Origin of the sequence: Marinospirillum celere, assembly GCF_900112235.1 — a bacterium.
GTDB classification, from domain to species: Bacteria; Pseudomonadota; Gammaproteobacteria; order Pseudomonadales; family Halomonadaceae; genus Marinospirillum; species Marinospirillum celere.
Genome location: NZ_FOLH01000002.1, coordinates 184,050 through 208,083, shown reverse-complemented (window position 1 = coordinate 208,083; position 24,034 = coordinate 184,050). Strand labels below are relative to the sequence as shown.

Genomic DNA, 24,034 nt, shown 5'->3' with positions numbered 1-24,034 from the left:
CTCTCTATTAAGGCGCAAGCACTACAAATCCTGCCCCGCTGCGACACCTGAAGCCCAGGCCCATTGGAAGTTAAAGCCACCCAGCTGTCCGGTAACATCCAGAACTTCACCAATAAAGCGAATTTGCGGCAAGTCTTTAACACTAAAATCCCGTGATGAAATTGCTTGAGTGTCCACGCCACCCAGAGTGACTTCGGCCGTTCGATAACCTTCAGTACCTGCCGGGGTGAAGGTCCATTCTTGTAAAAACTGGCCCACCAGCTCCAACTGGTTGTTGGAGAAATCAGCCAGACGCTCGGGCAGCTGCAACTTCTTGCTTGCAAATTCTTCTTGCAGCATTTCGGTCAGCAGGCCTGCCAGACGTTTAGCATGATGGTCATTCAACCAGGCATTGAGGCTGCTTTTGGGAGCTGTTAGGCGTAACTGACTGAGTTCTTCAACCACCTGCAAACCTGGCAACCAGTTAATCGTTACCGAAGCACCCGGTTGCCAGTAGCTGGATGCCTGAAGAATCGAAGGGCCCGACAAGCCACGATGAGTTATCAGTAAGGGTTCGGCAAAGCTGTGCCCACCACAGGTTACTTCCACTTCAGCACTTAAACCCGACAAGGGGGCCAAGCGCTCCTTTAACTCAGGATGAAGGGTAAAAGGCACCAAGCCTGCACGCGTGGGCAAGAGGTTAAGTCCCAACTGGCGGGCCAAATCATAACCAAAACCAGTGGCCCCTAAAGTTGGAATAGAAAGGCCACCGGTAGCAACAATCAAAGTACCTGCATCGATCGAACCTGCTGAGGTTTCCAGACGAACGCTCTCGGCGGTGGTTGCAACCTGATTGATGCTGGTTTTCATCCGCAGGTCCACCCCGGCCCAGTCTGCCTCAGTCAAAAGCAGATTAAGTATTTCCTTACTTTTGCCTGCACAAAACAATTGACCCGGTGCTTTTTCTACAAAGTCCACGCCATGGCGTTCCACCAGTTCCACAAAATGCTGGGGGGTATAGCGCTTTAAGGCTGAAATACAAAAATTGGGATTGCTGGATAGAAAATGGGCTGGCGTGGTATTCAGGTTGGTAAAATTACAGCGCCCACCACCGGACATCAGAATCTTTTTGCCTGGTTTGTCGGTATGGTCCAGCAGCAGTACTTTTTTACCCGTATAGCCAGCAGTGGTAGCTGCCATGAGTCCAGCAGCCCCTGCACCGAGAACCACGACATCAGCTGTTTGGCTCATAGCAGCAAGAGTCCCGATAAAACCACGAGTAACAAAGTAAAAATTAAGGCGGCTTCCCGACGCCAGGCAATTTCCTGATAACTGATTTTATCCATTAAAAGCCCCAAGCTCTTTAAAGAGCCCAACCAAGCCACCAGCTGCTGCATTGCAGCATCCCAGCCAGCAATCAGTCCGCGAACTCCCTTTAGCAGACCCAACCCCAAATACCTGTAAACCACTAAAAGATCACCCAAAGGGGGCACCCACTTCTGCCAGGCTGAAGAGCGACGGGTAAGAGCCCAGGCCAAGACGGCCAACACCAAGCCTGCAAGAACCGGCCAAGCCAAATCCAGCCAACCCTGTTGATCTGGCCAAAGAAAGTTATCGATAGACAAGGGCAGCCACCAGGGGGTCAACAAGCCCAGGATCAGCAAGAGTAACCAGCTGCCCAGCATCCAGAAGTTGATTTTTTGTGGTTGTTTTTCTTGCTGACTGAGTTGCTGGCGAGCCAGGTACAAAAGCCATAGATAACGGAACATCAGTAAGCTGGTCGCCAAGCCAGCAAGCGTTAACCAAAACACCAAAGGTTGCCAACCAGCCTCATAGAGCACCCCCTTCATCAGGGTTTTATTCAAGGTGCCACTGCCCAACCAGCCAACCAGGGCCAGAGGTGGCAGCACCAGACCCAACCACAACAAAGGGGTCCAGCGCAGAGGCAGGCGTTCATTCATCCCGACAGCCAAAAACAGGCTGCCTTTGTTAAGGCCATGATGCACAAGGAAGAGTAAAAGAACAGGCACCAACGCAGGCCAGAGCGTAAAATCCAACAGGCCCACACCCACCAGGCTAGTCATCATGCCCATTTGACTGATACTGGAATAAGCCAAAACTGCCTTGGCTTTAAATTGCAGAGCACCCAAAAGCCCCGCACCCAGGGCAGCAACCAAGCCTGCCAACAGCAGGGCCTGACCCACTTCCGGCCAGTTGCTGGTTCCCAGAGGTAGCGTCAACCACCAGCCTAATAAACCTGCTTTAATCATGGCTCCTGAAAGCACTGCACTTGCAGGCGTTGGAGCAACCGAATGAGCAACCGGCAACCAGACATGCAAGAGTGCCAAACCCGCTTTCACCCCAAAACCCAATAAAAGACAGAGCAAAAGAGGCAGCCCCAAGCTATTGTCTGGTTCCAGAATTAAAGGAATTTGGGACATCAAGGGTTCGGCTGCCTGAGAAGCTGCACCCAGAAAACCAATCAGCAGCAAGCCTTCACCCAATAAAGCCAGATAGAGGTAGCTGCGTCCTGCAGCCAGGCCTTCATGGCTACGAAAATGAATCACAAGCCCATAGCCTGAAAAAGTCATGATCGCAAAGCCGGTGTAGAAGCTGGCAATGTCCTCAGCAACTATCAGCAGCAGGTTGCCAGCCAAAGTAAGCAGCCAAAGGTATTCAAAGCTTCTTAACCTGGCTTTCAGCTGATCCTTGGCTCCCTGGCTTACCTTGAGGTAGCCTCGGGCATAGCAACCTGCCAACAGCCAAAGCAAACTGGTCATTAGCAGGAAGACCAAGCGTACTTCATCCAGCCACCAAAGCGCTCCCAGAAAAAGCCCAGGTAATTCCAAAAAGCTGGCTGCAGGGTCAGGTTCTGCAAGCACCGCCAACAGGAGCCCTGGTAAGGGCGCTGTCAGCCACAGGAAACCAAAACTGGCTGTTTCGCCTTTCGCAAAACGCCAAGCAGCCGAACAAACCAGTACCACCAGCGGCCATACAGGTGTTAAAAACAACAAGGCTTCAATCATGGCAGATACTCCCGGCTGGTGATCAACTCAACCCAAGTCAAAGGACTGAATCCGGAGGCTGCAAAAACACCGGCCAGCAGACTCAAGGCAGCGGTCACCAAGGCAGGGACGAGCAGCCAAAGACTTGTATCCCAGCGCCCCAAGACCCGCTCATGAGGCCAGGGCTGCTCCTGGGGTCTAAACCAAATACGGTAGAGCACGGGTAAGAAATAGGCGGCATTCAAAAGACTACTAGCCACCAACACACCCAGCACCCAATAGTTGCTGGCGGCTACCGCTCCAATACCCAAATACCATTTACTGATGAAGCCTGCGACTGGCGGCACCCCGATCATACCCAGAGCCCCGATTGTAAACGCAAGACTGGTACCCGGCATGCGTCGACCAGCGCCATCCAGATCTTTGATCTTGTGAACCCCTAAAGTCTCGGCATAGTTGCCCGCACAAAAAAACAGGGTTACCTTCATCAAGCCCTGATGCAGCAGATGTACCAAGCCACCAATCGTCCCGGCTGGCCCGAAAAGGCTGATACCCAAGGCGATATAAGACACTTGGCTGATCGTCGAGAAGGCCAGACGTTTTTTGATATCCTCCTGCATCAGCGCACGGATAGAGCCATAAATAATGGTCACAGCCGCCGCAATTCCCAAAGGCAGCAGGAGGCCCAGCTCCCAGGTCAGGGTAATTCCATAGACATCGTAAACAACACGCACAATACCGAAGGCACCGGCCTTGACGACTGCAACCGCATGCAACAAGGCACTGACCGGTGCCGGGGCAACCATTGCCTGGGGCAGCCAACCATGAAAAGGTACCATAGCAGCCTTAACCGAAAGCCCAGCAATCAACAGGAAGAAAATCCATTTCAGGGCGGCAGGTTGAGTGACCGCTAAAGCATCCAGATGATTGCGTCCATAGAAGCTGAGATCACCCGCTAAACCATAAAGCCAGAGCACGCCCATCAGAAGAACCAGGCCACCACCGAGGGTATAAATCAAATAAATTTTACCGGCACGCAAGGCTTTGGCCGTTCCCCGGTGAACAACCAGCGGGTAGGTTGAGAGGGTTAGAAGTTCATAAAAAATCAGGAAAGTAAAAAGATTACCTGCAAAGGCAATACCCAGGGTAGAAGCTACGCAGAGACCAAAGAAACCAAAGAAGCGTCTTCTGTTGGGCGTACCCTCAAGATAGCCAATCGCATAAATGGTAGTGAACAGCCAGAGCACCGAAGAAAGCCCGGCAAACATGACTCCCAGGGCATCTGCGCGGAGCACAAAGTCAATATCGGCCAAGAGTGCAAAACGAGTTTCATAAACCTCCCCACCCATAACACCCAGTAGAATAATCACTACCAGGGCGATTTTTAGTACTGCTGCTGTCAGGTTAATACCACTGCGCAACTGACTGCGATTTTCGTTAATCCAAAAAATAAAACCTGAAGCAACCAAAGAGGTTGAAAGCACCAGCAGAGGTAGCCAGAAATACCAATCCAACATCAAACTCCCCCTCCTGATAAGGCCGTTGCCAACAGTGCTTGTGGCCAGGCCGAGAAGATACCCAAAGACAAGGCCAAGAGTGCCAAAGTGATAGATGACAGATCGAGCAGCAAAGAGGGATGCCTGAAGTTATCCACTTCGGTATCTTCGATATAACACTGCTGATAAACCTTGAAAATATAAACAGCACTCAAGGCACTGCCGCCTGCCAACACCAGCAACCACCACCACTGCCCACTAGCCAGCGCACTTTGCAAAAGCAGCCACTTGGCCATAAAGCCGCCACTGGGAGGAAGTCCCATAATACTGACACCTGCCAAACCAAAGCCCAACAAGGAGAAGGGTAAAAACCGCCCTACACCGTGCAGACCAATAATATCTGGCCTGCGCATTGCCAGGACCAAATTGCCTGCAGCCAGGAACATTGCTGCCTTGGCCAGGGCATGAGCAATCAACTGCAACCAGCCCCCCTCCCAAGCCAGCTGGGCTGCAGTTGGTGAAACGCCAACCATTAAGGGGAAAATCAGCATCAAATAACCCAGCTGGGCCACAGTGGAATAGGCAACCAGCATTTTCAGCTCTGTTTGCCGCCAGGCCATCCAACCACCCCAAAAGACGGCACCAGCCCCCAAAGCACCCATAAACTGGGCAGCAGAAGGCACGACCACCTGCAAACCGGCTTCCAACCACAAGCGAACAAGAATATAAAAAGAAGCCTTGACCACCAGGGCCGAAAGCAAGGCACTAACAGGCGGCAAAGCCTTACCATGAGCGGGTGGCAACCAAATATGCAAAGGGAAGATAGCCGTTTTCAGCAGCAAGCCCAGGGTCATCAGCGCCAGTGCCAAACGCGTACTGGCATCAGATTCCAGCAGGCCGGACAAGGCCGGTAAGTCCAGCTGACCATAGCCACTGTAAATCAGGGCCACACCCAACAAGTAGGCCAGTGATCCCAGCAAAGCAGCGTACAAATAGCGCAGCGCCGCACCCAGCGCTTCGGTCTGCCCTGTCAGCGCCACCAAGCCTACAGCACTCAAACCTAAAAGCTCTAGACCCACATAGAGGTTGAAGAGATCAGCCGAAAGCCAAATTACATTCAAGCTGGCCCAGGTAAAAGCCAATAAGGGCCAAAAGTATTGCTGAGCACGTGGGTAATCATCCAGGTAAGTGCTCGCATGCAGGCTGCACGCCGCCGTCACCAGACTGGTTACCGTAACCATAGCGAGTGCAACCCCATCCAGGCGCAACTGAATGCCCAGCGGAACGTCCCAGTCCCCCAGGCTATAGTAAAGATCACCCAGAAGTAGCCACTGTCCAATCAAAATCAGATTGGTTGCCAGCAACAAAAAGATGAAGACCCCAGCAATCCAATGTCTATAAAGAACACCCAGCGCCAAGCTGAATAGGGCCCAAAAGAGCGGCAGAATAACTAACCAGGGTAATAGCTGGGGTAACTCCTGTAGCAGGGAACTCATCCCTGAGCCTCCTTACTGGATGTTTTTTCCAGAGACTGAACATCTTCCGGCAAAGAAGTCTGGCCGGTTAAGTGATACCAGCGACGGATCAGAACCAAGGCCAGGGCAGTAGCCGAAACAGCAACGACAATGCCTGTCAATACCAACGCTTGGGGCACAGCATCCACGCCCTGATGAGATTGAGACAAACCGGTTAGTATCAGAAAGCAGCCACTGCCCATCAGGTTAAAAGCCATCAGACGCCTTAACAGATGACGATGCAGGATAAAACCCAAGAGCCCCAAACTCGACAAAAGACCACCAGTCAGCGCATAGATAAAAAAGGTATTCATGCTCCACCTCCACGCGTCATGCTCGCCTGCTTGGGTGCAGGACTGGCTTCAAACAGTGAAAAGAGCAACATGCCCAAGGAAAAAGTCAGGGCTCCTTCAACAACCAGAATGGAGGCTTTTTCCCAACCTTCAGGCCAAGCCAAAAAATTGCCGCCACTGACCAAGTCTACCGAACCCAATAGCAAAAACAGACCCAGCCCGACCACCAGACCAATTCTCAGCAGATAGAGGTTGCTGTGACCTGGAATGGGTGTGCCTGACATACGCATCAAGACAGCCATAGCAGCAAGTACCGCTGCTGCCTGAAAAGCACCACCACTGCGATAACTACCTATCCACAACAGGTAGATGGCCACCATCAGCATCAAAGGTAGCAGCCAAACCAGCATTTTTTGTAGCAGCGGGGACAGCACCTGGGTTTCAGCAGGCTGGTCTTCTTGGCTGAAGCGCAAGGCCAAACCCACCACCACTGCAACCAGAATGACAGCCACTTCGAGAAGCGTATCGTAAGCCCGGAATGACAAGAGGACGGCTGTAATCGGGTGTTCAACACCACTGGCCAGCAACTGTTGATCAACTATTTCAGGCAAATGAACGCCCGGCTGAGGACTATCAACCAAAGCCATCCATAACAAGCCTGTCACGCCTAAAGCCAACAAAAAAGCTAATCCAGACAACAAAGGCTGGCGGTACTTCTGGCGAACTGCAGCTGCTTTATCCGGGTTAAGGTGACCCAAAGCATCCAAAAACAGAACACCGGTCAGCCCCGCCCCGATAGCTGCTTCAGCCAGAGCCAAATCGGGCGCTTCCACCCTGACCCAAACCAGCGCCATCAGCAAACCAAAAATAATAAATAGAACGACTGAGCGATAAAGATCCCGAGTCAAAAGAACACCAGCCGCCGTTCCGATTAGTGCTCCTGCCAATAACCAATCAAGAATCACGGGATGAGGTCTCCTTGTTTTGGGAACCTGCCCAAGCCTGAACAACCAAATGGCCTGCCAAAGAAGCAGCCGCTATAGCCAGCAACCAAATCAAAATCATTTTGAAGACTACCGGCCAACTGGCTACCCCAGGCAAAAGCCCCAGTACGATTAGTCCCAACCCCAGGTTATCTACCTTGGTCAAGGCATGAATTCGGGTTGGTGCATCCGGAAAACGAAGCAAACCCAAGGTGCCAACTAGAAAAAAGGCTGCTCCAACAAGAATTAACAGACTGCGTAGCAAATCAATCAGCATCCTCGTTCTCCTTTTTGGAAATTGATTGACCAGCAGGCTGAGCACGGGCAACAAAGGCAACTGTGGCCATCACTGCCAAGAGGGCAATAACCAGAGCGACATCTCTTAATGCAGGCTGCTCTAGGAGTTCAGCCAAGAGCAAGAGCAGCGCTACCCCCGTGGTCCCAAACAACTGGGCAGCCAGCATACGGTCAGCAAGGGTAGGCCCCAACCAGACCCGCCAGACGCCCAGAACCAATGCCAAAAGTAGTAGCAGAGTACTTACCCACAGCGCCCAAGTCATAACAATGGCTCCCTGGCTCTGATTAAAGCCGCTCCTGAAAGACCAAATACAGCCGCAACCCGGCGCTCAGCAGTCAGCACATCGACTTCAACCGGCTCACCAATATCCAGGCAATGCAGTACCAGGCTGTCACCTTCAAAACGAACGCTAAGGGTGCCGGGCAAAAGTGACAGGGTCATTGCCAGCAGCCAACGCGGGGCTCCGGCAGGCAGGTGAAGCTTTAGAGTCACCTCACCCGGTTGAATGGGCATCTCAGGTGAGATGATTCTTTTGGCAACGTCATAGCCAGCCACCAGGGATTGACGGCTGAAGTACCACCAGAAAGCCAGAATACCGGGTAAGGAAAGCCGGTAACCGGAAGCAGGCTGCAGATAAAAGCTAAACACGACAGCCAAAACAACCGCAGGGGCGCCCAACACCCAGGAATCATTTCGGCCCTCACTGATTAGCCACCAGCAAAAGGCAGCCAAAAGGCCTCTGATCAGCCAGGCTAAATACCTGTCTGTTTTGGAAAGCTGTTTCGATGTCTCAGGCATCTCGCCCCTCAAGGATGTAGCCATCAGTCAATCAGCTGACAAGGATATATGATCTGAGCCTTGGCTGCCATTTACCCCAGCATTAACGATCACTTAGCTGTACCTTTTCAAACCCCAGACAAAAAAATTTGACACTAGTAACATTTGTTACTATCTTCACAAAACACACAACAACAAGAGCGGAGACCAATCATGATCCAGCTACAACAAATCCATCACGTGGCTTATCGCTGCATGGATGCCAAAGAAACTGTCGAGTGGTACCAGGATAAGCTCAACATGGATTTTCTGGTTGCCATTGCTGAAGACAGGGTTCCTTCCACCAAAGAGCCTGACCCCTACATGCATCTTTTTCTGGATGCTGGTAATGGCAATATTCTGGCCTTTTTTGAAATCCCCAACTCGCCGCCCATGGGTAAAGACCCCAATACGCCTGAATGGGTTCAACACATCGCTTTTCAAGTTGCCGATGAAAAAGCTTTACTGGATGCCAAGGCAGAACTGGAAAGCAAGGGTGTTGAGGTATTGGGCCCTACCGAACACGGTATCATACGTTCGATATATTTCTTTGACCCCAATGGACACCGCTTGGAACTGACCTATGTGAAGGGAACTCCGGAACAAATGAAGCAGCTCAAAGAAGTGGCTCCGGCCATGGTGGAAGAATGGTCAAAAACTAAGCGCGCACCCAAGCATGCTGCCTGGCTACATGAAGAAGAGTTCAAATCAAAAGAGGGTAGCGATTAATCCTTGGCCTGCAGCTGGCGTGTACGCGCCAGCAGCCTGTCCATGATTTGATCAAGAAAACGCCTTTCTTCATCGTTTAGATCAGCCAGCAGCCAAGCTTCTCTTTCCAAAACAAGAGGCACTATTTGCTGATACAGCTGATGGCCCGCTTCGGTTAGGCTTAATTTCAGATAGCGTCGATCATGCTCAGCAGGGGTTTGTTCCAACAGCTCTCTGGTCGTCATACGCGCAACAGCCCGACTGACTTGCATTTTTTCAAGATTGGTATGCTCAGCCAGCTGTTTCGCAGACAGCTCAGGGTATTCATGCAAGGTAGCAAGAAGACGCCATTCATGATGAGTCAACTCAAAGCGCCCTTGGTAGAGCTGAGCCACTGCTGCACTGACTGCAGCCTGAAGGCTGGAGAGCCGATAAGGAAAAAAATCTTTTAATTGCAGCTGTTCAGCGGTATCGGAAGTTTTGTGTTCAGACATACTCAGCCAGAGAATCCTTGGAATGCCAGCCACTCTACCCAGTTTTTTCAGGCTTGTCAGCTTTTCGCCGGCGGCTGTTCCTCACAGGCATTGATTCGGTCCAGCTGCTGTTCCAGCTTTAGCATGATGTTGAACAAATCCCGATATTCCTGAGCCGAGAGCCCGGCAACCAACTCACTTTCCCAGTTTAGTGCCCGGGGAATCAATTTATCCAGCAATTGATGCCCCTGCTCACTCAGACTCAAAAATACCGTACGCTGATCTTCTTCATCACGGATGCGTAGCAGGTAATCTTGATCAGCCAAGCGATGCACAGCTCGGGAAACCTTGGCCTTATCCATATTACTCAGCTTGCAAATTTCTTTAGCAGTGAGGGTTTCTCTGGCATTAAGCCAAATTAAGATACGCCACTCAGGAATGCTGATACCAAATTCCTGGCTGTAGATGTGCGAAAGTGAACAACTGATACGCCCACCCAGGTGATTGATTCGAAAAGGCAGAAATTGCTCCAGGCTCAATAAAGCCCGGGTTTTGGAAAGAGGATTTGCTTTAACAGGCTTATTCATCAAGGACTACCTTCGTTTTTCCTGCCAGTTGAAACCACCAGGCAGCTGCTCCCAAAAATGCACAACTCAGTAAAATCACCGCTAAAGGCAAAAGCGTCTGTTTGTAAAAATAACCGGCCAGGGCTCCGGTCAAGCCCGCAGTGGAAATCTGAAACAAACCAAACACCGCCGAGGCTGAACCTGCCGTTTCTCGAAACAGAGTTACTGCCCCGGCCTGGCTATTCGCCAGGGTTAATCCACCGGCCGCAAAAACCAGCAGCATAGCAGGCATCAGCGTCCAAACATAAACCCAGTCCAGCCACCAAAAAATAGCTGCCAAACCGGCTGCCAGAAACAACACTGCCATGCCCCAACCCAAAGTCGTTTCCAAGCCCAACCTGGCGACCAGCCGTGCGCTTAAAAAAGCCCCCAAAATAAAACCCAGCACCACAAAGGCAAAGGTATAACCAAAAAGGCCCGCATCCAGCCCCAGCACCTCCATAACCAAATAAGAAGAGCTGGATATATAAGCAAACATAGCGCCAAAAGCGGTACTGGCACAGGCCACATAGGCCATAAATTGTCCGTGCAGCAAAAATCGTGGCATTAGGCGCAGCAGATCACTCAGCTTGCGTTTTTCACCTTCAGCCAGTTGCGGCCGAGTTTCCCATAGCAGCAAAGAGACTCCCAGCAAAACCAGGCAAGCAAACAATGACAGGGCAACAAAGTGCGAACGCCAGCTAAACCAAATCAACAGCAAGCTACCCAGAATGGGGGCCAAAGCAGGCACCAAAGCCATGGCTGAGCTGAGGTAAGCCAGAATTCTTGCCGCATCCTGACGAGGGTAAACATCACTGACGATGGCTCGACCCAGCACCGGTCCGACACTGGCCCCAATACCTTGCAAAATACGGCCCAACCAAAGCACTTCGATAGTGGGAGCCCAGATGCAAAGCAAAGAAGCCAGGAAAAAAATCACTAAGCCCAGTTTGAGTACCGGAATCCTGCCCCAGCTATCCGACAAGGGCCCATTGATCAGTTGTCCCAGTGCAAAGCCCAGCATAAACAAGCTCAAAGTAAGCTGTACTTGGGAGTGAGTCGCGCCCAAATCCTCAACCATAGCCGGCAAACCAGCCAGGTAAAGATCCGTGGATACAGCACTCATGGCAACCAGGCCAACCAGCACCATACCTTGCGCCCAGCCAGGCAATCTTAAAGCACTGGCCGCAGCAGAGGATTCCTGAAGGGGCGAACTCATTTTCAAATTAAAAACCTGTTAGTAGAAGAAATTAGGTAACCAGAGTGCCAGTCCGGGGATAAAAACCACCAAGAACATGCGCACTACATCAGCCACCCAAAAAGGAAAGATACCCTTGAAGATGGTTGCGGTTGACACTTCCGGCAGCAACCCCTTGAGCACGAAGACATTCATACCCACGGGCGGAGTTATTAAGCTGATTTCAATAACAATGACCACTAGGATACCAAACCAAACCAGATCAAAGCCAAGTCCAGCCATGATTGGGAAAAATAAAGGCACGGTCAGTAGCAGCATGGACATGCTTTCCAGCATGCAGCCCAAAAGCAGATAAATCAGCAGTATCGCCATCAGCACCATCATCGGGCTTAAATCCCAACCATGAATCATCGCCAAGAGCTCATTGGGCAGACCGGCACGGTTGATAAAATTGGAAAAAATCATCGCGGCAATAATGACGGCAAATAGCATGGCTGTGGTTCGGGTGGTATCAACCAAAACTTCTTTCAGAACCTGGAAGTTTAGCGCTCTACGGCTTAACGCCAGCAAAAAAGCACCAAAAGCCCCCATGCCTGCTGCTTCTGTAGGGGTAAACATCCCAATATAAATGCCACCGATAACCAACAAAAAGAGCGCCAAAGTGGTTCCGACCCCGGCCAGCGCTGAAAAGCGTTCTTTCCAGTCAGCCTTTTCGCTTTCAGTACAAGAATCCTTATGACGACGGACCACAAACTGAATCGCCACCAGGTAGAGCAAAATACCCAAAATGCCCGGTAACAGACCCGCTGCAAAGAGTTCACGAATACTTTGTTCCGCTAAGATGCCATAAATGACCAGCATGACACTGGGTGGAATCAGAATACCCAAAGTGCCCCCGGCAGCAATGGAAGCCGTTGCTAGTGAATCCGAGTATCCATATTTACGCATTTGCGGCATGGCGACCTTGGACATGGTTGCCGCTGTTGCCAGGCTAGAACCACTAATTGAACTAAATCCACCACAAGCAAGGATGGTCGCCATCGCCTGACCACCGCGATAATGACCAATAAAAGCATTGGAGGCGCGATAGATCGCTGCCGACATGCCCGCTTTGGTCACCAGATTGCCCATCAACACAAAAAGCGGAATCACCGTCAGGCTATATTGCAAACCGGTATCAACAATACGCCGTGCCGCCATAGCCTCGGCGGCATTCCAATTGCCTCCCAAAACAAAGTAAAAACCAATAAAGCCAACAGCACCCATTGCAAAAGCGAGGGGAATACGCAGTAGGATCAGAATAAAAAGAACAAAAAAACCAATCAACGACTCAATCACTGCGACCTTCCTCTTGATTCTTGTTATGGCCAGACTCACTACCCAGATACTGCTCGGTCATACTTTCCTGTTGCTGGTGCGCCCAGGTCTTGTAGCCGAAAATCTCTGGTATATAAGTAAATGCACGCAAAGCACAAAGCACTGCGGCTATCCAGGCCATGACAGCCATCAAAACAATTAAATAACCCATAGGAATTTTCAAAAATTCAGTCACATCGCCGTAAGAAAAAGCCCGATTGGCAAACACCTGAATGCGACCAGCCATGATATAAAGCGCAAAAGCACAAAGACCATTGATCACCAGTTGCCGCCAGGGCACAACCCAAGCGGGAACCCAGGTATCCAGCAAATCAATACTGATATGCTCTTCCTTCCAGCAAACGATTGGAAAGGCACAAAAAATCACAATCGCCAAAGCGAGTTGCATCAACTCAATCGCGCCCAACAAGGGAGCGTTGAAAAAAAAGCGCCCTAAAACATCTACTGTGGTGATCAGCATCATGCTGAGCAGGGAAATTCCCGCCAAACCCTCCAAAAGGCAACGCAAGCACCCTTCTGCTCGTGCGGCAAGACGACCTAAAAGCATAGATTCACCTTTTCATCAGCCCGAATAAGCCTTAACTCAACACCCTGCCGCCTCAGGCGACAGGGCAAGACTTTAGTTGAGTTCCTGCAATTGCTTGCGGAAAAAGGCCAAAGCTGCCTCTGCATCCACTCGGGAAGAATTCATGCGCTCAACCCAGTCATCGGGTAGGTCAGCCGTCAGTTGCTTAGCAGCTTCAACCACTTCCGAAGAGGCTTCAGTAAAGGTGTTGCCCTTTTCTTTGGCAAACTCGACACCGGCCTGATCGCTGAGATCCATCATTTCACCAAACAGACGTGATAGTCGTTCACCGGACACTTCCATAATGGCTTCCTGATCAGAGGCGGAAATTGAATCCCAGACATCAGGGTTGATGACGATCGCAAAGCTGCCCCGATAAAGGCCGCCAGGCAGACTCAAGGTGTAGGGTGCAACTTCAGCGATACGGAAAGAACGTAACCCTTCCAGAGTCAGAAAAGCCCCTTCAATCACCCCTTGAGAAGCGGATTCATAAGTCTGGGTGGGTGGCAAGGCAACACCGGAAACCCCCAAACGATTAGCAATTTCCGACATCACCCCACCACCGGTTCTCAAACGCTTACCTTCCAGTTGATCAAGACTTTCGACACGTTCACGGGTAAAAACCTGGCCAGGCCCATGAACACCCAAGCCCAGCACCTTAACCCCCCTATGCTCATTGGCGGCACTCAGGTACTCCTGATGGGTTCGCCAGTAGGCAGCCGACATCTTTTCTGATGAAATAGCTTCAAAGAAAGGCAGTTCGGGCAGTTGGGTTGCGGTAAAGCGCCCCGGAAAGTGACCATGGAACATCCAGGTCACATCGCCGATACCGTCAGCAACGATATCCATCTGCTGGTTAGGTGGCCCCAAATCTGAAACCACTTCAACAGTGACCCGCCCCTCAGTGGCTTCTTCCACCCACTGCCCCCAGTTGGGCCAAACATGGGTATTAATGCCGTGATTGGGTCCCCCCCAGCTGCTGACTGTCAGGGTTGTCTGGGCAAGAGCTGGGGTCATAGAGGTTGCTGCTACCAGGCCGGTAGCCAACAGCATTGTTTTTATTTTATGCATGGTTTTACCTTATCTGATGAGTTCACTTGTTGTTTTTGAAATTAGTTTCACTCAAAACTTTTAGGTTGTCTTATTTCGTGCACTGAGATCTGCTTTTCAGGAATTCAAAGGCTTGAAAAAAACCAACTAAATACACTTATGAAGCTAGATCACCCTTTCAATATCCAACACAAGCTTGCTTTGTGTCAAGGAAGATGCTTAGATCCTTAAAGTTTCAATTGAAACAAGATAAACAAGCATAGATGACAACCAAAAGCATATCGAGGTAGACAAATGACCAAAAAATTTGCTTCTCACGGCGACCTGGAACCCAAGCAGGTCAGCTTTACCCAGCTGGGGGAAGGCCTTTACGCCTATACCGCTGAAGGCGATCCCAATACTGGCGTTATCATTGGCGATGACAGCGTGCTGGTCGTCGATACCCAGGCAACCCCGATCATGGCTGAGGACGTCATTCGCCGGATTCGTGAAGTCACAGACAAGCCCATTAAGCATGTTGTCATGAGTCATTATCATGCTGTTCGGGTACTGGGTGCTTCTGCCTATCAACCTGAAAATATCATTGCCAGCCGCAATACCTATGACCTGATTGTCGAGCGCGGCCAGCAAGACTATGAGTCTGAAGTGGGTCGCTTCCCCAGGCTCTTTCAGGGTGTGGAATCGGTACCCGGCCTCACCTGGCCCAACATTGTTTTTGAAAAAGAGCTCACCCTGTTTATGGGCAAGCGTGAAGTCAAAATCATGCATCTGGGTAAGGGCCACACCAAAGGCGATACCGTGGTCTGGCTACCCGAAGAGAAGGTTCTTTTTGCCGGTGACCAGGTGGAATATGGCGCCACACCCTATACCGGTGATGCCTACCATGAAGAATGGCCGGCCACCCTGGATAAAATTCTCGCCCTGAACCCACAAAAACTGGTACCTGGCAGAGGCGATGCTCTGGAAACACCGGAAAAATGCCGCGAGGCCATCGAAGGCACAAGAGACTTTTTACTGGATATGTACTCTAGCGTTCAGGCAGGCAAAAAAGCCGGCAAGTCACTGAGTGAATGCTATGCAGAAACCTACAAGAAACTAAAACCCAAATATGGTCACTGGGTTATTTTCGACCACTGCGTCCCCTTTGATATCACCCGCTGCTACGATGAGGCGGGAGGCGACTTCCCGGACCCAAGAATTTGGACCGCAGAAAGAGACACTGAAATGTGGCATTCTTTGCAGGAAGTTGTAGAAAACCAATAAAAACAAGAAATCAGGAGTTGTATCATGAAATTAGCTTCTCTGAACCGCGGCCGCGATGGAGAACTTATTCTGGTCTCGAGAGACCTGACCCAGGCTGTTAGTGCCAGCGATCTTGCGCCCACCTTGCAAGCAGCACTGGATAACTGGGAAAGCTGCAAGGCAGCCCTGGAAGCCCGTTATCAAGAACTCAACCAGGGCCAGGCACAGGGTGCTTTTGCCTTTAATCAAGCGGATTGCCACAGCCCACTACCCCGTGCCTACCACTGGGCGGATGGCAGTGCTTATGTCAATCATGTTGAACTGGTTCGCAAGGCCCGTAATGCTGAAATGCCCAGCAGCTTTTGGGAAGATCCACTCATGTACCAGGGCGGCAGTGATGCCTTCATCCCGCCCCAAGCCCCCATCCAAATGGCTGATGAAGCCTGGGGCATAGACTTGGAAGCAGAAATTGCCATCATCACCGATGATGTTCCCATGGGCATAACTGCTTCCCAGGCAGCCGATCACATCAAACTACTGATGCTGGTCAACGATGTTTCCTTACGTAACCTGATTCCTGGTGAGCTAGCCAAGGGCTTTGGGTTTTATCAGGCCAAGCCTTCTTCCAGCTTCTCACCCGTTGCCGTTACCCCGGATGAGCTGGGTGAACATTGGAAGGAAGGCAAGGTTCATCTACCGCTGGTTTCCCATATCAATGATCAACTTTTTGGTCGTCCCGATGCGGGCACCGACATGACCTTTAATTTCCCAACCCTGGTTGCCCATGCCGCAAAAACCCGCCCCCTGGGTAGCGGCACCATTATCGGTTCAGGCACTGTATCCAACTATGATCGCAGTGCAGGCTCTTCTTGCCTGGCCGAGAAACGGATGCTGGAAATTCTTGAAAAGGGTGAGGCGAGCACGCCTTTTCTGAAGTTTGGTGATCGGGTACGTATCGAAATGTTTGATACTGAAGGAAAAAGCATTTTTGGTGCTATCGATCAAGCGGTTGAAGCCTATTCAGCAGACTAGTGGAGGCCAGCATGCAACTTTTTGGTTACTGGCGCTCTAGCGCAGCCTACAGAGTCAGAATTGCCCTGCACCTCAAGGCATTGGATTTCAGCAACCATTCCGTTCATCTGGTTAGAGACGGGGGCGAGCATCGCAAGCCAGCCTATCAAGAGCAAAACCCTCAAGGTCTGGTGCCCCTGCTGGTTGATGGTGATTTTCGGGTTAGCCAGTCACTGGCTATTATCGAATACCTGGAAGAAAAGCACCCCCAACCAGCACTCTTGCCCAGAGATCTGCAAACCAGGGCTCAGCTGCGAAGCTGGGCTCAATTCCTGGCCTGCGAACTGCACCCGCTGAATAACCTGCGCGTGCTTCAGTATCTGACTGGACCCTTGGGCCTGGATGAAGACCAGAAAATGACCTGGTATCACCATTGGTTGCAGCAGGGTTTGGCCGCACTCGAAACACAAGTCAGCCAAAGTCCGCTACTGAAAGCTACGGACTTTACTCTGGGCGATCTTCCAGGGCTTTTTGAAGCCTGCTTGGTACCCCAGCTCTACAACGCCCGGCGCTTCCAGTGCCCCCTGGACCCTTACCCAACACTAGTTGCACTGGATCAGCGCTGCCAACAGCTACCCGCCTTTCAACAGGCAGCTCCTGAAGCCCAGCCAGACGCCCAGGTCTGAGCAAAGGCTTCCAACTGCTGCTGACTTACCTTGGCACCCAGGTGCCGGGGCATTCCTGCTGCAAAAAATAAATTTAAACCTTTGAAAAACAAAAGCTTTTAAGCTTGACTTTCACTCAACCCCTCTCTAAAGTTAGTTTCATATGAAACTAACTGCTTCATATCTCCTGCTGGTACAGCCAAACCTCCAACAACAATAAACAGGTGGAAAAGTAAGATGCTGAATACCTATACCTACCCTGAATTCCCCTACCAACAATCCAAAGAACAACAAGAAGGGCACATCAAAAGGCACCCCCTGGTGATCATTGGTGCCGGACCCATCGGCTTAACCGCTGCCCTAGATGCAGCAGCCTATGGCATTCCTGCGGTGGTCCTTGATGATAACAACACCGTCAGCATAGGATCGCGTGCGGTTTGTTATGCCAAGCGCCCCCTGGAGATTTGGGATCGACTTGAAGTCGCGCAACCCATGGTGGATAAAGGCATTAATTGGAAAGTGGGCAAAACCTTTTTTAAGGACAAGCTAGCCTATGAGTTTGACCTCCTTCCTGAAGAGGGTCACAAGATGCCGGCCATGATCAACCTGCAGCAATATTATCTTGAAGAGTATCTGGTTGAGCGCTGCAATCAGTTGGATAACGTTGATCTACGTTGGAAGCACCGACTGCTCACCCTGGAGCAAAAAGGCGATCATGTCCTTCTCACTGTGGAAACACCCGACGGTATTTTTAAAATGGAGGCTGATTGGGTGCTGGCCTGCGACGGTGCCAACTCAGATACACGGGAAATGGTTGGCGGTGTTTTCAAAGGCCAGTTTTTCCAAGACCGCTTCCTGATTGCGGATGTGGTGATGAAAGGCCAGTTCCCAACCGAGCGCTGGTTCTGGTTTGATCCTCCCTTCCACCCCAACCAGTCAGTGCTGCTGCACAAACAAGCTGATGATGTCTGGCGTATTGATTTTCAGTTGGGCTGGGATGCCGATCCCGAAGAAGCCAAAAAACCAGAAAATGTACTGCCATTATTGAAGCAAATGCTGGGTGAAGACTCGGAATTCGAACTGGAATGGATTTCTGTCTATCAGTTTGCATGTCGGCGTATGGACCAATTCCGTTATAACCGGGTGCTCTTTGCGGGTGACGCCGCCCACCAAGTATCCCCCTTTGGTGCCAGGGGTGCCAATACCGGTGTACAGGACATCGACAACCTCTTTTGGAAACTAAAGCTGGTGATGGATGGCAAAGCACCCTTGGCTTTATTGGACACCTACTCCGAAGAGCGGGTTTATGCCGCAGACGATAACCTGAAAAACTCCACCCGCTCTACTGACTTTATTACCCCTAAAAGCAAAAGCAGCAAAATCTTTCGGGATGCCGTGCTTGAGCTGGCTGAAAAGCATGACTTTGCAAGGCCCCTGGTCAATTCAGGTCGCCTTTCAACACCCACGCCCTACCTGGAGTCTTCACTGAATACAGCAGACGAAGAGGCTTTTGCTGGAAAAATGCAACCTGGCACCAATTGCGCCGATGCCCCCATTAAAGTGCAAGGACAGGATGCCTGGCTACTCAATCAATTGGGTGAAGGTTTTCAATTAATGGTGTTTGGTGATGCTCCCCAAAAATCAGTAGAACAGGGCGGTGTCTCTGCTCAGGTAATTCAGGTAGGCCAAGATTTCGAAGATTCACAAGGCCTGGTCACCCAACGCTATGACGGCCAGCCGGGAACGGTTTATCTACTCAGGCCTGATCAGCATGTTGCCGCTCGCTGGCGTCAGTTTGATGCCAGCAAAATCAAACAAGCCCTGGCCAAAGCCACCTGTCAGTATTAATTATCTTTGGAGTAGAATCATGAAGCTCAATCTGAACCGTAACCTCGAAAAATATGACGATTTTTATGAAAAGCTCATCGCCATGCAGCGCAATAAAACGGAAGATCAAATTCAACTGATGAATGCCAAACTGTTGCTGATTCTGGCAAATCACATCGGTGATGAGCAGATTTTGGAAGAGGCCATACAAACAGCCAGTGCAAGCTAAACGCAAAAAACCCGCCTTTAAGGCGGGTTTTCATGCAGTCTGAAGTAAAGAGTTACTTAGACTACAGTGATCTTTGCAGCCTGCAGGCCTTTGGGGCCTTGCTGAACTTCAAAGGAAACTTTCTGGTTTTCAGCCAGGGTTTTAAAACCCGTAGCTTGAATTTCAGAGAAGTGAGCAAAGAGGTCATCGCCACCGTCGTCTGGAGTAATGAAGCCAAAACCTTTGGTGTCGTTGAACCACTTAACTGTACCAGTTGCCATATCGCTAATTCCTATTTCTTACTGTTTAAAATTGAACCAGACCCACATTTGTAAGCTCTGACTCGGTCTTGCGGGAATCAAGATAGAACGAATGACGAACTGATGTTACCGACACTTCGATTACAACGGTGTTACGACACTTCTACTTGCTACCTTGCTGCCTACAGGATCTACATTGATCGAATTGAGGCCCCACGTCAAGTAGTTTTAGAAAAACTTTGTGACGCCGTCAAGTCAAATGGAAGACGTTTTTGTTGCACTATGTTCAGTTTCTGAAGCCGGGTCAATTTTTTGACCTGATACTCCAGCTTCAGAGCCTGGCTTTGATCACCAACCGGGCACCAAAACACCAGTTGCAAGGGCCCTTTACCCCGTAGACTGCGCGCTGCCTTGGCCGAACCTGACTGGTGTTCAGCAAAACGCCTTTGCACATCGGTAGTCACACCCGTATAGAGCTGGCCTGAAGCCAGCTGCAAAATATACAGATACCACTCGCGCTGGATTGCGGTCATGCTTTGGGCTCTTCTGGCTTAAGGCCACCCCACTGATGCTCAATGTCTCTGTCTGAAAAGCCAATCAGATACAAAATCGCATCCAGGCCCAAGGTAGACAGGGCATGACGGGCATTTTGACGAACCAGTGGCTTGGCGCGAAAAGCAATGCCTAAGCCCGCCAAGCCCAGCATGGGCAGGTCATTGGCACCATCGCCAACGGCTATGGCCTGCTCCAGATTGATACCCTCATTGCGAGCAATTTCCTGGAGCAATTCAGCCTTGCATTCACCATCTACAACCCGACCAACGACGCGTCCAGTGACCTTACCGTCTTCAATTTCCAGTTCATTGGCATGAACTTCATCGATACCCAGTTTTTTCTGCAGGTAGTGACCAAAATAGGTAAAACCACCGGACAGGATGGCTGTTCTATAGCCCAGGCCTTTCAGGGTAGCAACCAGCTTTTCAGCACCTTCCGTCACTGGCAGGCGTTCAGCAATTTTTTCCAGAACACTGGCATCCAAGCCTTTTAGTAGAGCCACACGAGCACTGAAGCTTTCTTTGAAGTCCAGTTCACCACACATGGCTCTTTCCGTGATTTCAGCAACCTGATCCCCCACCCCCGCTTCACGGGCCAGCTCATCAATCACTTCCGTTTCTATCAGCGTCGAGTCCATATCAAAAACGACCAGGCGACGATTGCGGCGATAGATATTGTCTTCCTGAACGGCAATGTCTACCTCCAGCTCTCCCGCCAAAGCCAGAAAATGACGGCGTAACTCAGCCGTATCTGTTGCTTCGCCACGGACTGAAAACTCAACACAAGCCCGGCCAGGTTGCCCCATACGCGAACGACTCACCCGCCCAGACAAGCGATGAATACGGTCGATATTCAAGCCATTGGCTGCAACCGTCCGCGTCACCCTGGCGATCTGCTCTGCGGTAATCTGCCGTCCCAGCAGAGTAACGATATGGCGGCTTTTACCCTGCCCCGCTACCCAGTGTTCATAGCTGGCTTCAGCAACCGGGGTGAAACGTATCTGCATTCCCCACTCATGGGCTTTAAAAAGCAATTCCTGAAGCACAGGCGAGTTCTGAGCTTTGGGCGGCAGGTGCACCAAAAGACCCAAAGCCAGAGTGTCATGAATCACCGCCTGCCCGATATCCAGAACCTGTACATCGTAACTGGCCAGTATTTCGGTAATGGCTGAGGTAATACCCGGACGATCATGCCCGGAAAGATTGATAAGAACGATGCTTCGGTCCTGGGTATTCATTCGCTACCTGTAAAAAAATAAAAATTTTGTTAAGCAGAAACCACAAAGGCTTCTATACTCAAAACATTCGGAAAGTAAGGTTTTTTCAGCGCCTAAGTATAACGCTCCTTGGCATTCACTTGCACCGTCAAGCGATCTGGAGGTCGACAATGACAACCCGCGGCAAAAAGCACCTTGATGAGATGATGCCGCAACTTGGACAAATCTGCTCCCAAGGCTTTCGCAGAGTCGCTCATTACTGTCGCAAACAATTTCAGGTTCCCGTAGCGGCAATAGGTATGCGCGAAGGCCGCCATGTACGCCTCTACTTTTCTCAGGACGGCCAACAACGCCTCTTGGTTGACGATGCTTTGTGTGGGTTACCCCTGGTCATCCCCGGCGAGCAGATCTTTATTCGTGACCTCGAGCTAGTACCCGAAGAAATGCAGCCTCACTTGGCACTGGCATTGGGCGTACGCAGCTATGTCGGCGTTCCTATCTTTCTTCGCCAGCAATTGGTAGGAAGCCTGAACCTGGCTGATCACCAACCAAGGGATTTTTCATCCAAAGAAATCGCACGCCTCAAAGAACTGGCCAAATGGACCGGCAATTTAATGGAATTACATTTGTAAAAAAACCAAACTCTATTAACTTTCTACCTATATCAACAAAAACAATCGATACGATTTAAGGATATGATTATGGCCAGTTTAACCCCTGCCTGGTGGAAAAAGCTTAGTTTTGGCTTGCGTCTAACCGTCACCATCTTGGGCCTGCTTGTCCTTTCGTTACTCATTCTACTCAGCCTGGCCTTTAACCAATACCGGGAAGCTGTCATCACCGACACTCTCAGTGACGCCCAAACAACCAGTCAAAACAATGCCGTGCGTTTCACTGACTGGCTCCTGGCGCGCCAGGATGAAATGCGCTATCTGGCCAAGGTTCGCCCGGCAAGAGATTTGGATCGCAACAGCATTAACAGCTTAATGGCCAGCCTGGCCGAGCAGGATGGTTTTTATGACACCATTTTTGTCGTGGGTGAAAATGGCCGTGGCTTGGCCGGTATCAGTTATGAAAATGGCCAAGCCAGACTCCTCAGTTCGCAGGAAGCTGATGACTTTAACGTCGCTGACCGCGCCTGGTTCAGGTCAGCCATTTCTGGCCAAAACACCTTTTCACAGCCTGTTGTTTCCCGAGCCAGCGGCAACCTGGTGAGCACTGTGGCCATTCCAATACGTACCGACGGTAATATTATCGCGGTAATGCGCGGCGCGGTGCAAATCGACACCCTCATTGAGCGCTTGGCTGAACTTTCCAGAGATGCGGGCACTGAAATCTATCTGGTCAACCAAGAGGGTAGAGCAATCACCCCGGCTGACTCCATTGCCGACACCAGCCAGCCGCTCAACACCCAGGCCAGTCAATGGGCCAGGGCTGGAAGCTCAGAAGTTGGGCGCTATACCAATGCCGCAGGCACACCAGTGATTGGTAGTACCGCTTTTATCGACCTCCTGGGCTGGAGCCTGGTCGTGGAAACTGAAGAAGCCGTTGCCCTGGCCAATGTTAGGACCATGTTCTGGGTACTGGCAGTGATTACCTTGATTATTCTTGCCGTTGCCTCTGTGATTTCCATGGCTGTTGTCCGCTCGATCACGCGTACGCTTGGCGGTGATCCTGAATATGCTTCAGAAATCGTTCATCGGGTTGCCGAAGGCAATCTAATTACTGAAATCAAACTTACCAAAGGGGATAACAAAAGCCTCTTGTCTGCTCTGGCGGGCATGCAGGACAAGCTGCGCCACCTACTGGGTGATATTGCCAACTACTCGGATCAGGTAGCGGCGGCCTCGACCCAACTCACTCAAATCAATGAAGCCACCGATCAGGGGATGCAGCAACAAACTGAAGAAATTAATTCTTCAGCAACGGCCATGACTGAAATGACCTCCAGCCTGGAAGAAGTGGCCCATAATACCCAGCGCACTGCCGATGCTTCGACCAGTGCCCTGGAAGCGGCAGATACCGGCCAGGAAGCCATAGCAACCACCCTCAAACAGGTTCACACCCTGGATAAAGAGGTTGTGATGACAACGGATCTGATCAATCAACTGAAAAATGACACTGATGAAATCGGCCAGGTGCTTGAGGTAATAGAAGGTATTGCCGAGCAAACCAACCTGCTGGCATTGAATGCTGCCATAGAAGCTGCCAGAGCTGGTGATGCTGGCCGGGGGTTTGCTGTCGTTGCTGATGAAGTACGCACCCTGGCCAGTCGTACCCAGACTTCCACCTCAGAAATTCAAGCCATGATTGAGCGGCTTCAGGCGGGTGCCGATAAGGCCGTCAATGCCATGCACAAGAGCAATCAAAGTACTCAAAAAACTGTAACCTTGACTGAAGATTTGAGGGATAAGCTGGATCACATAGCCACTGCAGTGAGTGAAATTAATAGCAATGCTCAACAAATTGCCAGTGCAACTGAAGAGCAAACTTTAGTCTCCCGAGATATTAATGCTAGTATCGTCAATATCAGCGAGGTTGCCGAACGCACAGCTGGAAATGTGGGCGAATCAGCCAAAGCCAGTGAGTCTCTGTCACAACTGGCCGAACACCTGAAAGCCCTGGTTGCCCAGTTCAAAACCAGCTGACCCTTAATACCTATGGCACTGTAATTCCAAGGATGCCCTAAG

General features: G+C 50.8%; 26 protein-coding genes. 8 read left to right on the top strand and 18 right to left on the bottom strand.

The window, feature by feature from the left end; translation table 11 throughout:
• Nucleotides 1-21: 21 nt before the first annotated feature.
• From BM185_RS05490 to BM185_RS05450, 9 genes are read right to left on the bottom strand one after another with little or no spacing between them, the layout of a single operon-like run.
• Complete coding sequence (locus BM185_RS05490) at nucleotides 22-1,230, bottom strand: BaiN/RdsA family NAD(P)/FAD-dependent oxidoreductase (protein ID WP_091960496.1); 1,209 nt, start codon at nucleotides 1,228-1,230, stop codon at nucleotides 22-24.
• Nucleotides 1,227-3,005: a proton-conducting transporter transmembrane domain-containing protein gene (locus BM185_RS05485; protein WP_091960493.1), complete on the bottom strand. Its 1,779-nt coding sequence runs from the start codon at nucleotides 3,003-3,005 to the stop codon at nucleotides 1,227-1,229. Before BM185_RS05485 ends, BM185_RS05490 begins: the two co-directional genes overlap by 4 nt.
• Nucleotides 3,002-4,501, bottom strand: coding sequence for a complex I subunit 5 family protein (locus tag BM185_RS05480; RefSeq protein ID WP_091960491.1), 1,500 nt, complete (start codon nucleotides 4,499-4,501; stop codon nucleotides 3,002-3,004). The genes BM185_RS05485 and BM185_RS05480 overlap by 4 nt, the downstream gene beginning before the upstream one ends.
• On the bottom strand, nucleotides 4,501-5,976 hold the full coding sequence (locus BM185_RS05475; RefSeq protein ID WP_091960488.1) for a complex I subunit 5 family protein: 1,476 nt from the start codon (nucleotides 5,974-5,976) through the stop codon (nucleotides 4,501-4,503). The genes BM185_RS05480 and BM185_RS05475 overlap by 1 nt, the downstream gene beginning before the upstream one ends.
• Nucleotides 5,973-6,308, bottom strand: a complete 336-nt coding sequence (locus BM185_RS05470; protein ID WP_091960485.1) for an NADH-quinone oxidoreductase subunit K — start codon at nucleotides 6,306-6,308, stop codon at nucleotides 5,973-5,975. Before BM185_RS05470 ends, BM185_RS05475 begins: the two co-directional genes overlap by 4 nt.
• Nucleotides 6,305-7,252, bottom strand: coding sequence for a hydrogenase subunit MbhD domain-containing protein (locus BM185_RS05465; RefSeq protein ID WP_143089488.1), 948 nt, complete (start codon nucleotides 7,250-7,252; stop codon nucleotides 6,305-6,307). The genes BM185_RS05470 and BM185_RS05465 overlap by 4 nt, the downstream gene beginning before the upstream one ends.
• Complete coding sequence (locus BM185_RS05460; RefSeq protein WP_091961317.1) at nucleotides 7,242-7,547, bottom strand: cation:proton antiporter; 306 nt, start codon at nucleotides 7,545-7,547, stop codon at nucleotides 7,242-7,244. Before BM185_RS05460 ends, BM185_RS05465 begins: the two co-directional genes overlap by 11 nt.
• Nucleotides 7,537-7,830, bottom strand: a complete 294-nt coding sequence (locus tag BM185_RS05455) for an MrpF/PhaF family protein (protein WP_091960479.1) — start codon at nucleotides 7,828-7,830, stop codon at nucleotides 7,537-7,539. The genes BM185_RS05460 and BM185_RS05455 overlap by 11 nt, the downstream gene beginning before the upstream one ends.
• Nucleotides 7,827-8,366 (bottom strand): Na+/H+ antiporter subunit E, encoded by a 540-nt coding sequence (locus BM185_RS05450; RefSeq protein ID WP_177203482.1) that lies wholly within the window; start codon nucleotides 8,364-8,366, stop codon nucleotides 7,827-7,829. Before BM185_RS05450 ends, BM185_RS05455 begins: the two co-directional genes overlap by 4 nt.
• 192 nt (nucleotides 8,367-8,558) lie before the next feature.
• Here BM185_RS05450 and BM185_RS05445 point away from each other — a divergent pair, with 192 nt between their 5' ends.
• On the top strand, nucleotides 8,559-9,113 hold the full coding sequence (locus BM185_RS05445) for a VOC family protein (RefSeq protein ID WP_091960472.1): 555 nt from the start codon (nucleotides 8,559-8,561) through the stop codon (nucleotides 9,111-9,113).
• Here BM185_RS05445 and BM185_RS05440 read toward each other — a convergent pair.
• From BM185_RS05440 to BM185_RS05415, 6 genes are all read right to left on the bottom strand, one after another.
• The gene (locus BM185_RS05440; RefSeq protein ID WP_091960469.1) at nucleotides 9,110-9,586 is read right to left on the bottom strand and encodes a MarR family winged helix-turn-helix transcriptional regulator; all 477 of its coding nucleotides are present in this window, start codon (nucleotides 9,584-9,586) and stop codon (nucleotides 9,110-9,112) included. The two genes, BM185_RS05445 and BM185_RS05440, sit on opposite strands and share 4 nt — an antisense overlap.
• 56 nt (nucleotides 9,587-9,642) lie before the next feature.
• The gene (locus BM185_RS05435) at nucleotides 9,643-10,152 is read right to left on the bottom strand and encodes a MarR family winged helix-turn-helix transcriptional regulator (protein WP_091960466.1); all 510 of its coding nucleotides are present in this window, start codon (nucleotides 10,150-10,152) and stop codon (nucleotides 9,643-9,645) included.
• Nucleotides 10,145-11,389: a multidrug effflux MFS transporter gene (locus BM185_RS05430; RefSeq protein ID WP_091960463.1), complete on the bottom strand. Its 1,245-nt coding sequence runs from the start codon at nucleotides 11,387-11,389 to the stop codon at nucleotides 10,145-10,147. The genes BM185_RS05435 and BM185_RS05430 overlap by 8 nt, the downstream gene beginning before the upstream one ends.
• A gap of 18 nt (nucleotides 11,390-11,407) precedes the next feature.
• The gene (locus BM185_RS05425; RefSeq protein WP_091960459.1) at nucleotides 11,408-12,706 is read right to left on the bottom strand and encodes a TRAP transporter large permease; all 1,299 of its coding nucleotides are present in this window, start codon (nucleotides 12,704-12,706) and stop codon (nucleotides 11,408-11,410) included.
• A complete protein-coding gene (locus BM185_RS05420) occupies nucleotides 12,699-13,292 on the bottom strand; it encodes a TRAP transporter small permease (RefSeq protein WP_091960456.1) in 594 nt (197 codons plus the stop codon). Before BM185_RS05420 ends, BM185_RS05425 begins: the two co-directional genes overlap by 8 nt.
• Before the next feature lie 72 nt (nucleotides 13,293-13,364).
• Nucleotides 13,365-14,381 (bottom strand): TRAP transporter substrate-binding protein, encoded by a 1,017-nt coding sequence (locus BM185_RS05415; RefSeq protein ID WP_091960453.1) that lies wholly within the window; start codon nucleotides 14,379-14,381, stop codon nucleotides 13,365-13,367.
• A 273-nt stretch (nucleotides 14,382-14,654) separates the two neighbouring features.
• Here BM185_RS05415 and BM185_RS05410 point away from each other — a divergent pair, with 273 nt between their 5' ends.
• The 5 genes from BM185_RS05410 to BM185_RS05390 all read left to right on the top strand — a co-directional run bounded on the left by BM185_RS05410 (nucleotide 14,655) and on the right by BM185_RS05390 (nucleotide 19,334).
• Nucleotides 14,655-15,623, top strand: a complete 969-nt coding sequence (locus BM185_RS05410; RefSeq protein ID WP_091960451.1) for an MBL fold metallo-hydrolase — start codon at nucleotides 14,655-14,657, stop codon at nucleotides 15,621-15,623.
• A gap of 24 nt (nucleotides 15,624-15,647) precedes the next feature.
• Nucleotides 15,648-16,634 (top strand): fumarylacetoacetate hydrolase family protein, encoded by a 987-nt coding sequence (locus tag BM185_RS05405; RefSeq protein WP_091960448.1) that lies wholly within the window; start codon nucleotides 15,648-15,650, stop codon nucleotides 16,632-16,634.
• An 11-nt stretch (nucleotides 16,635-16,645) separates the two neighbouring features.
• Nucleotides 16,646-17,299, top strand: a complete 654-nt coding sequence (gene maiA, locus BM185_RS05400; RefSeq protein WP_091960445.1) for a maleylacetoacetate isomerase — start codon at nucleotides 16,646-16,648, stop codon at nucleotides 17,297-17,299.
• A 216-nt stretch (nucleotides 17,300-17,515) separates the two neighbouring features.
• Nucleotides 17,516-19,126 (top strand): FAD-dependent oxidoreductase, encoded by a 1,611-nt coding sequence (locus BM185_RS05395; RefSeq protein WP_091960442.1) that lies wholly within the window; start codon nucleotides 17,516-17,518, stop codon nucleotides 19,124-19,126.
• Nucleotides 19,127-19,145: 19 nt separating this feature from the next.
• Nucleotides 19,146-19,334: a DUF2783 domain-containing protein gene (locus BM185_RS05390; RefSeq protein WP_091960439.1), complete on the top strand. Its 189-nt coding sequence runs from the start codon at nucleotides 19,146-19,148 to the stop codon at nucleotides 19,332-19,334.
• A gap of 56 nt (nucleotides 19,335-19,390) precedes the next feature.
• Here the strand turns inward: BM185_RS05390 and BM185_RS05385 are convergent, their stop codons facing one another.
• From BM185_RS05385 to serB, 3 genes are all read right to left on the bottom strand, one after another.
• On the bottom strand, nucleotides 19,391-19,594 hold the full coding sequence (locus tag BM185_RS05385) for a cold-shock protein (RefSeq protein ID WP_091960436.1): 204 nt from the start codon (nucleotides 19,592-19,594) through the stop codon (nucleotides 19,391-19,393).
• Between the two features lie 197 nt (nucleotides 19,595-19,791).
• Nucleotides 19,792-20,106, bottom strand: coding sequence for a GIY-YIG nuclease family protein (locus BM185_RS05380; protein ID WP_091960434.1), 315 nt, complete (start codon nucleotides 20,104-20,106; stop codon nucleotides 19,792-19,794).
• A complete protein-coding gene (gene serB, locus BM185_RS05375) occupies nucleotides 20,103-21,365 on the bottom strand; it encodes a phosphoserine phosphatase SerB (RefSeq protein ID WP_091960431.1) in 1,263 nt (420 codons plus the stop codon). Before serB ends, BM185_RS05380 begins: the two co-directional genes overlap by 4 nt.
• Before the next feature lie 149 nt (nucleotides 21,366-21,514).
• On the opposite strand from serB, the gene BM185_RS05370 reads away from it, so the two are divergent.
• Nucleotides 21,515-21,976 carry a GAF domain-containing protein gene (locus BM185_RS05370; protein WP_091960429.1) on the top strand — a complete coding sequence of 154 codons (462 nt, stop codon included), beginning with the start codon at nucleotides 21,515-21,517 and terminating at the stop codon, nucleotides 21,974-21,976.
• Between the two features lie 69 nt (nucleotides 21,977-22,045).
• Nucleotides 22,046-23,992 (top strand): methyl-accepting chemotaxis protein, encoded by a 1,947-nt coding sequence (locus tag BM185_RS05365; protein ID WP_091960426.1) that lies wholly within the window; start codon nucleotides 22,046-22,048, stop codon nucleotides 23,990-23,992.
• Nucleotides 23,993-24,034: the final 42 nt, after the last annotated feature.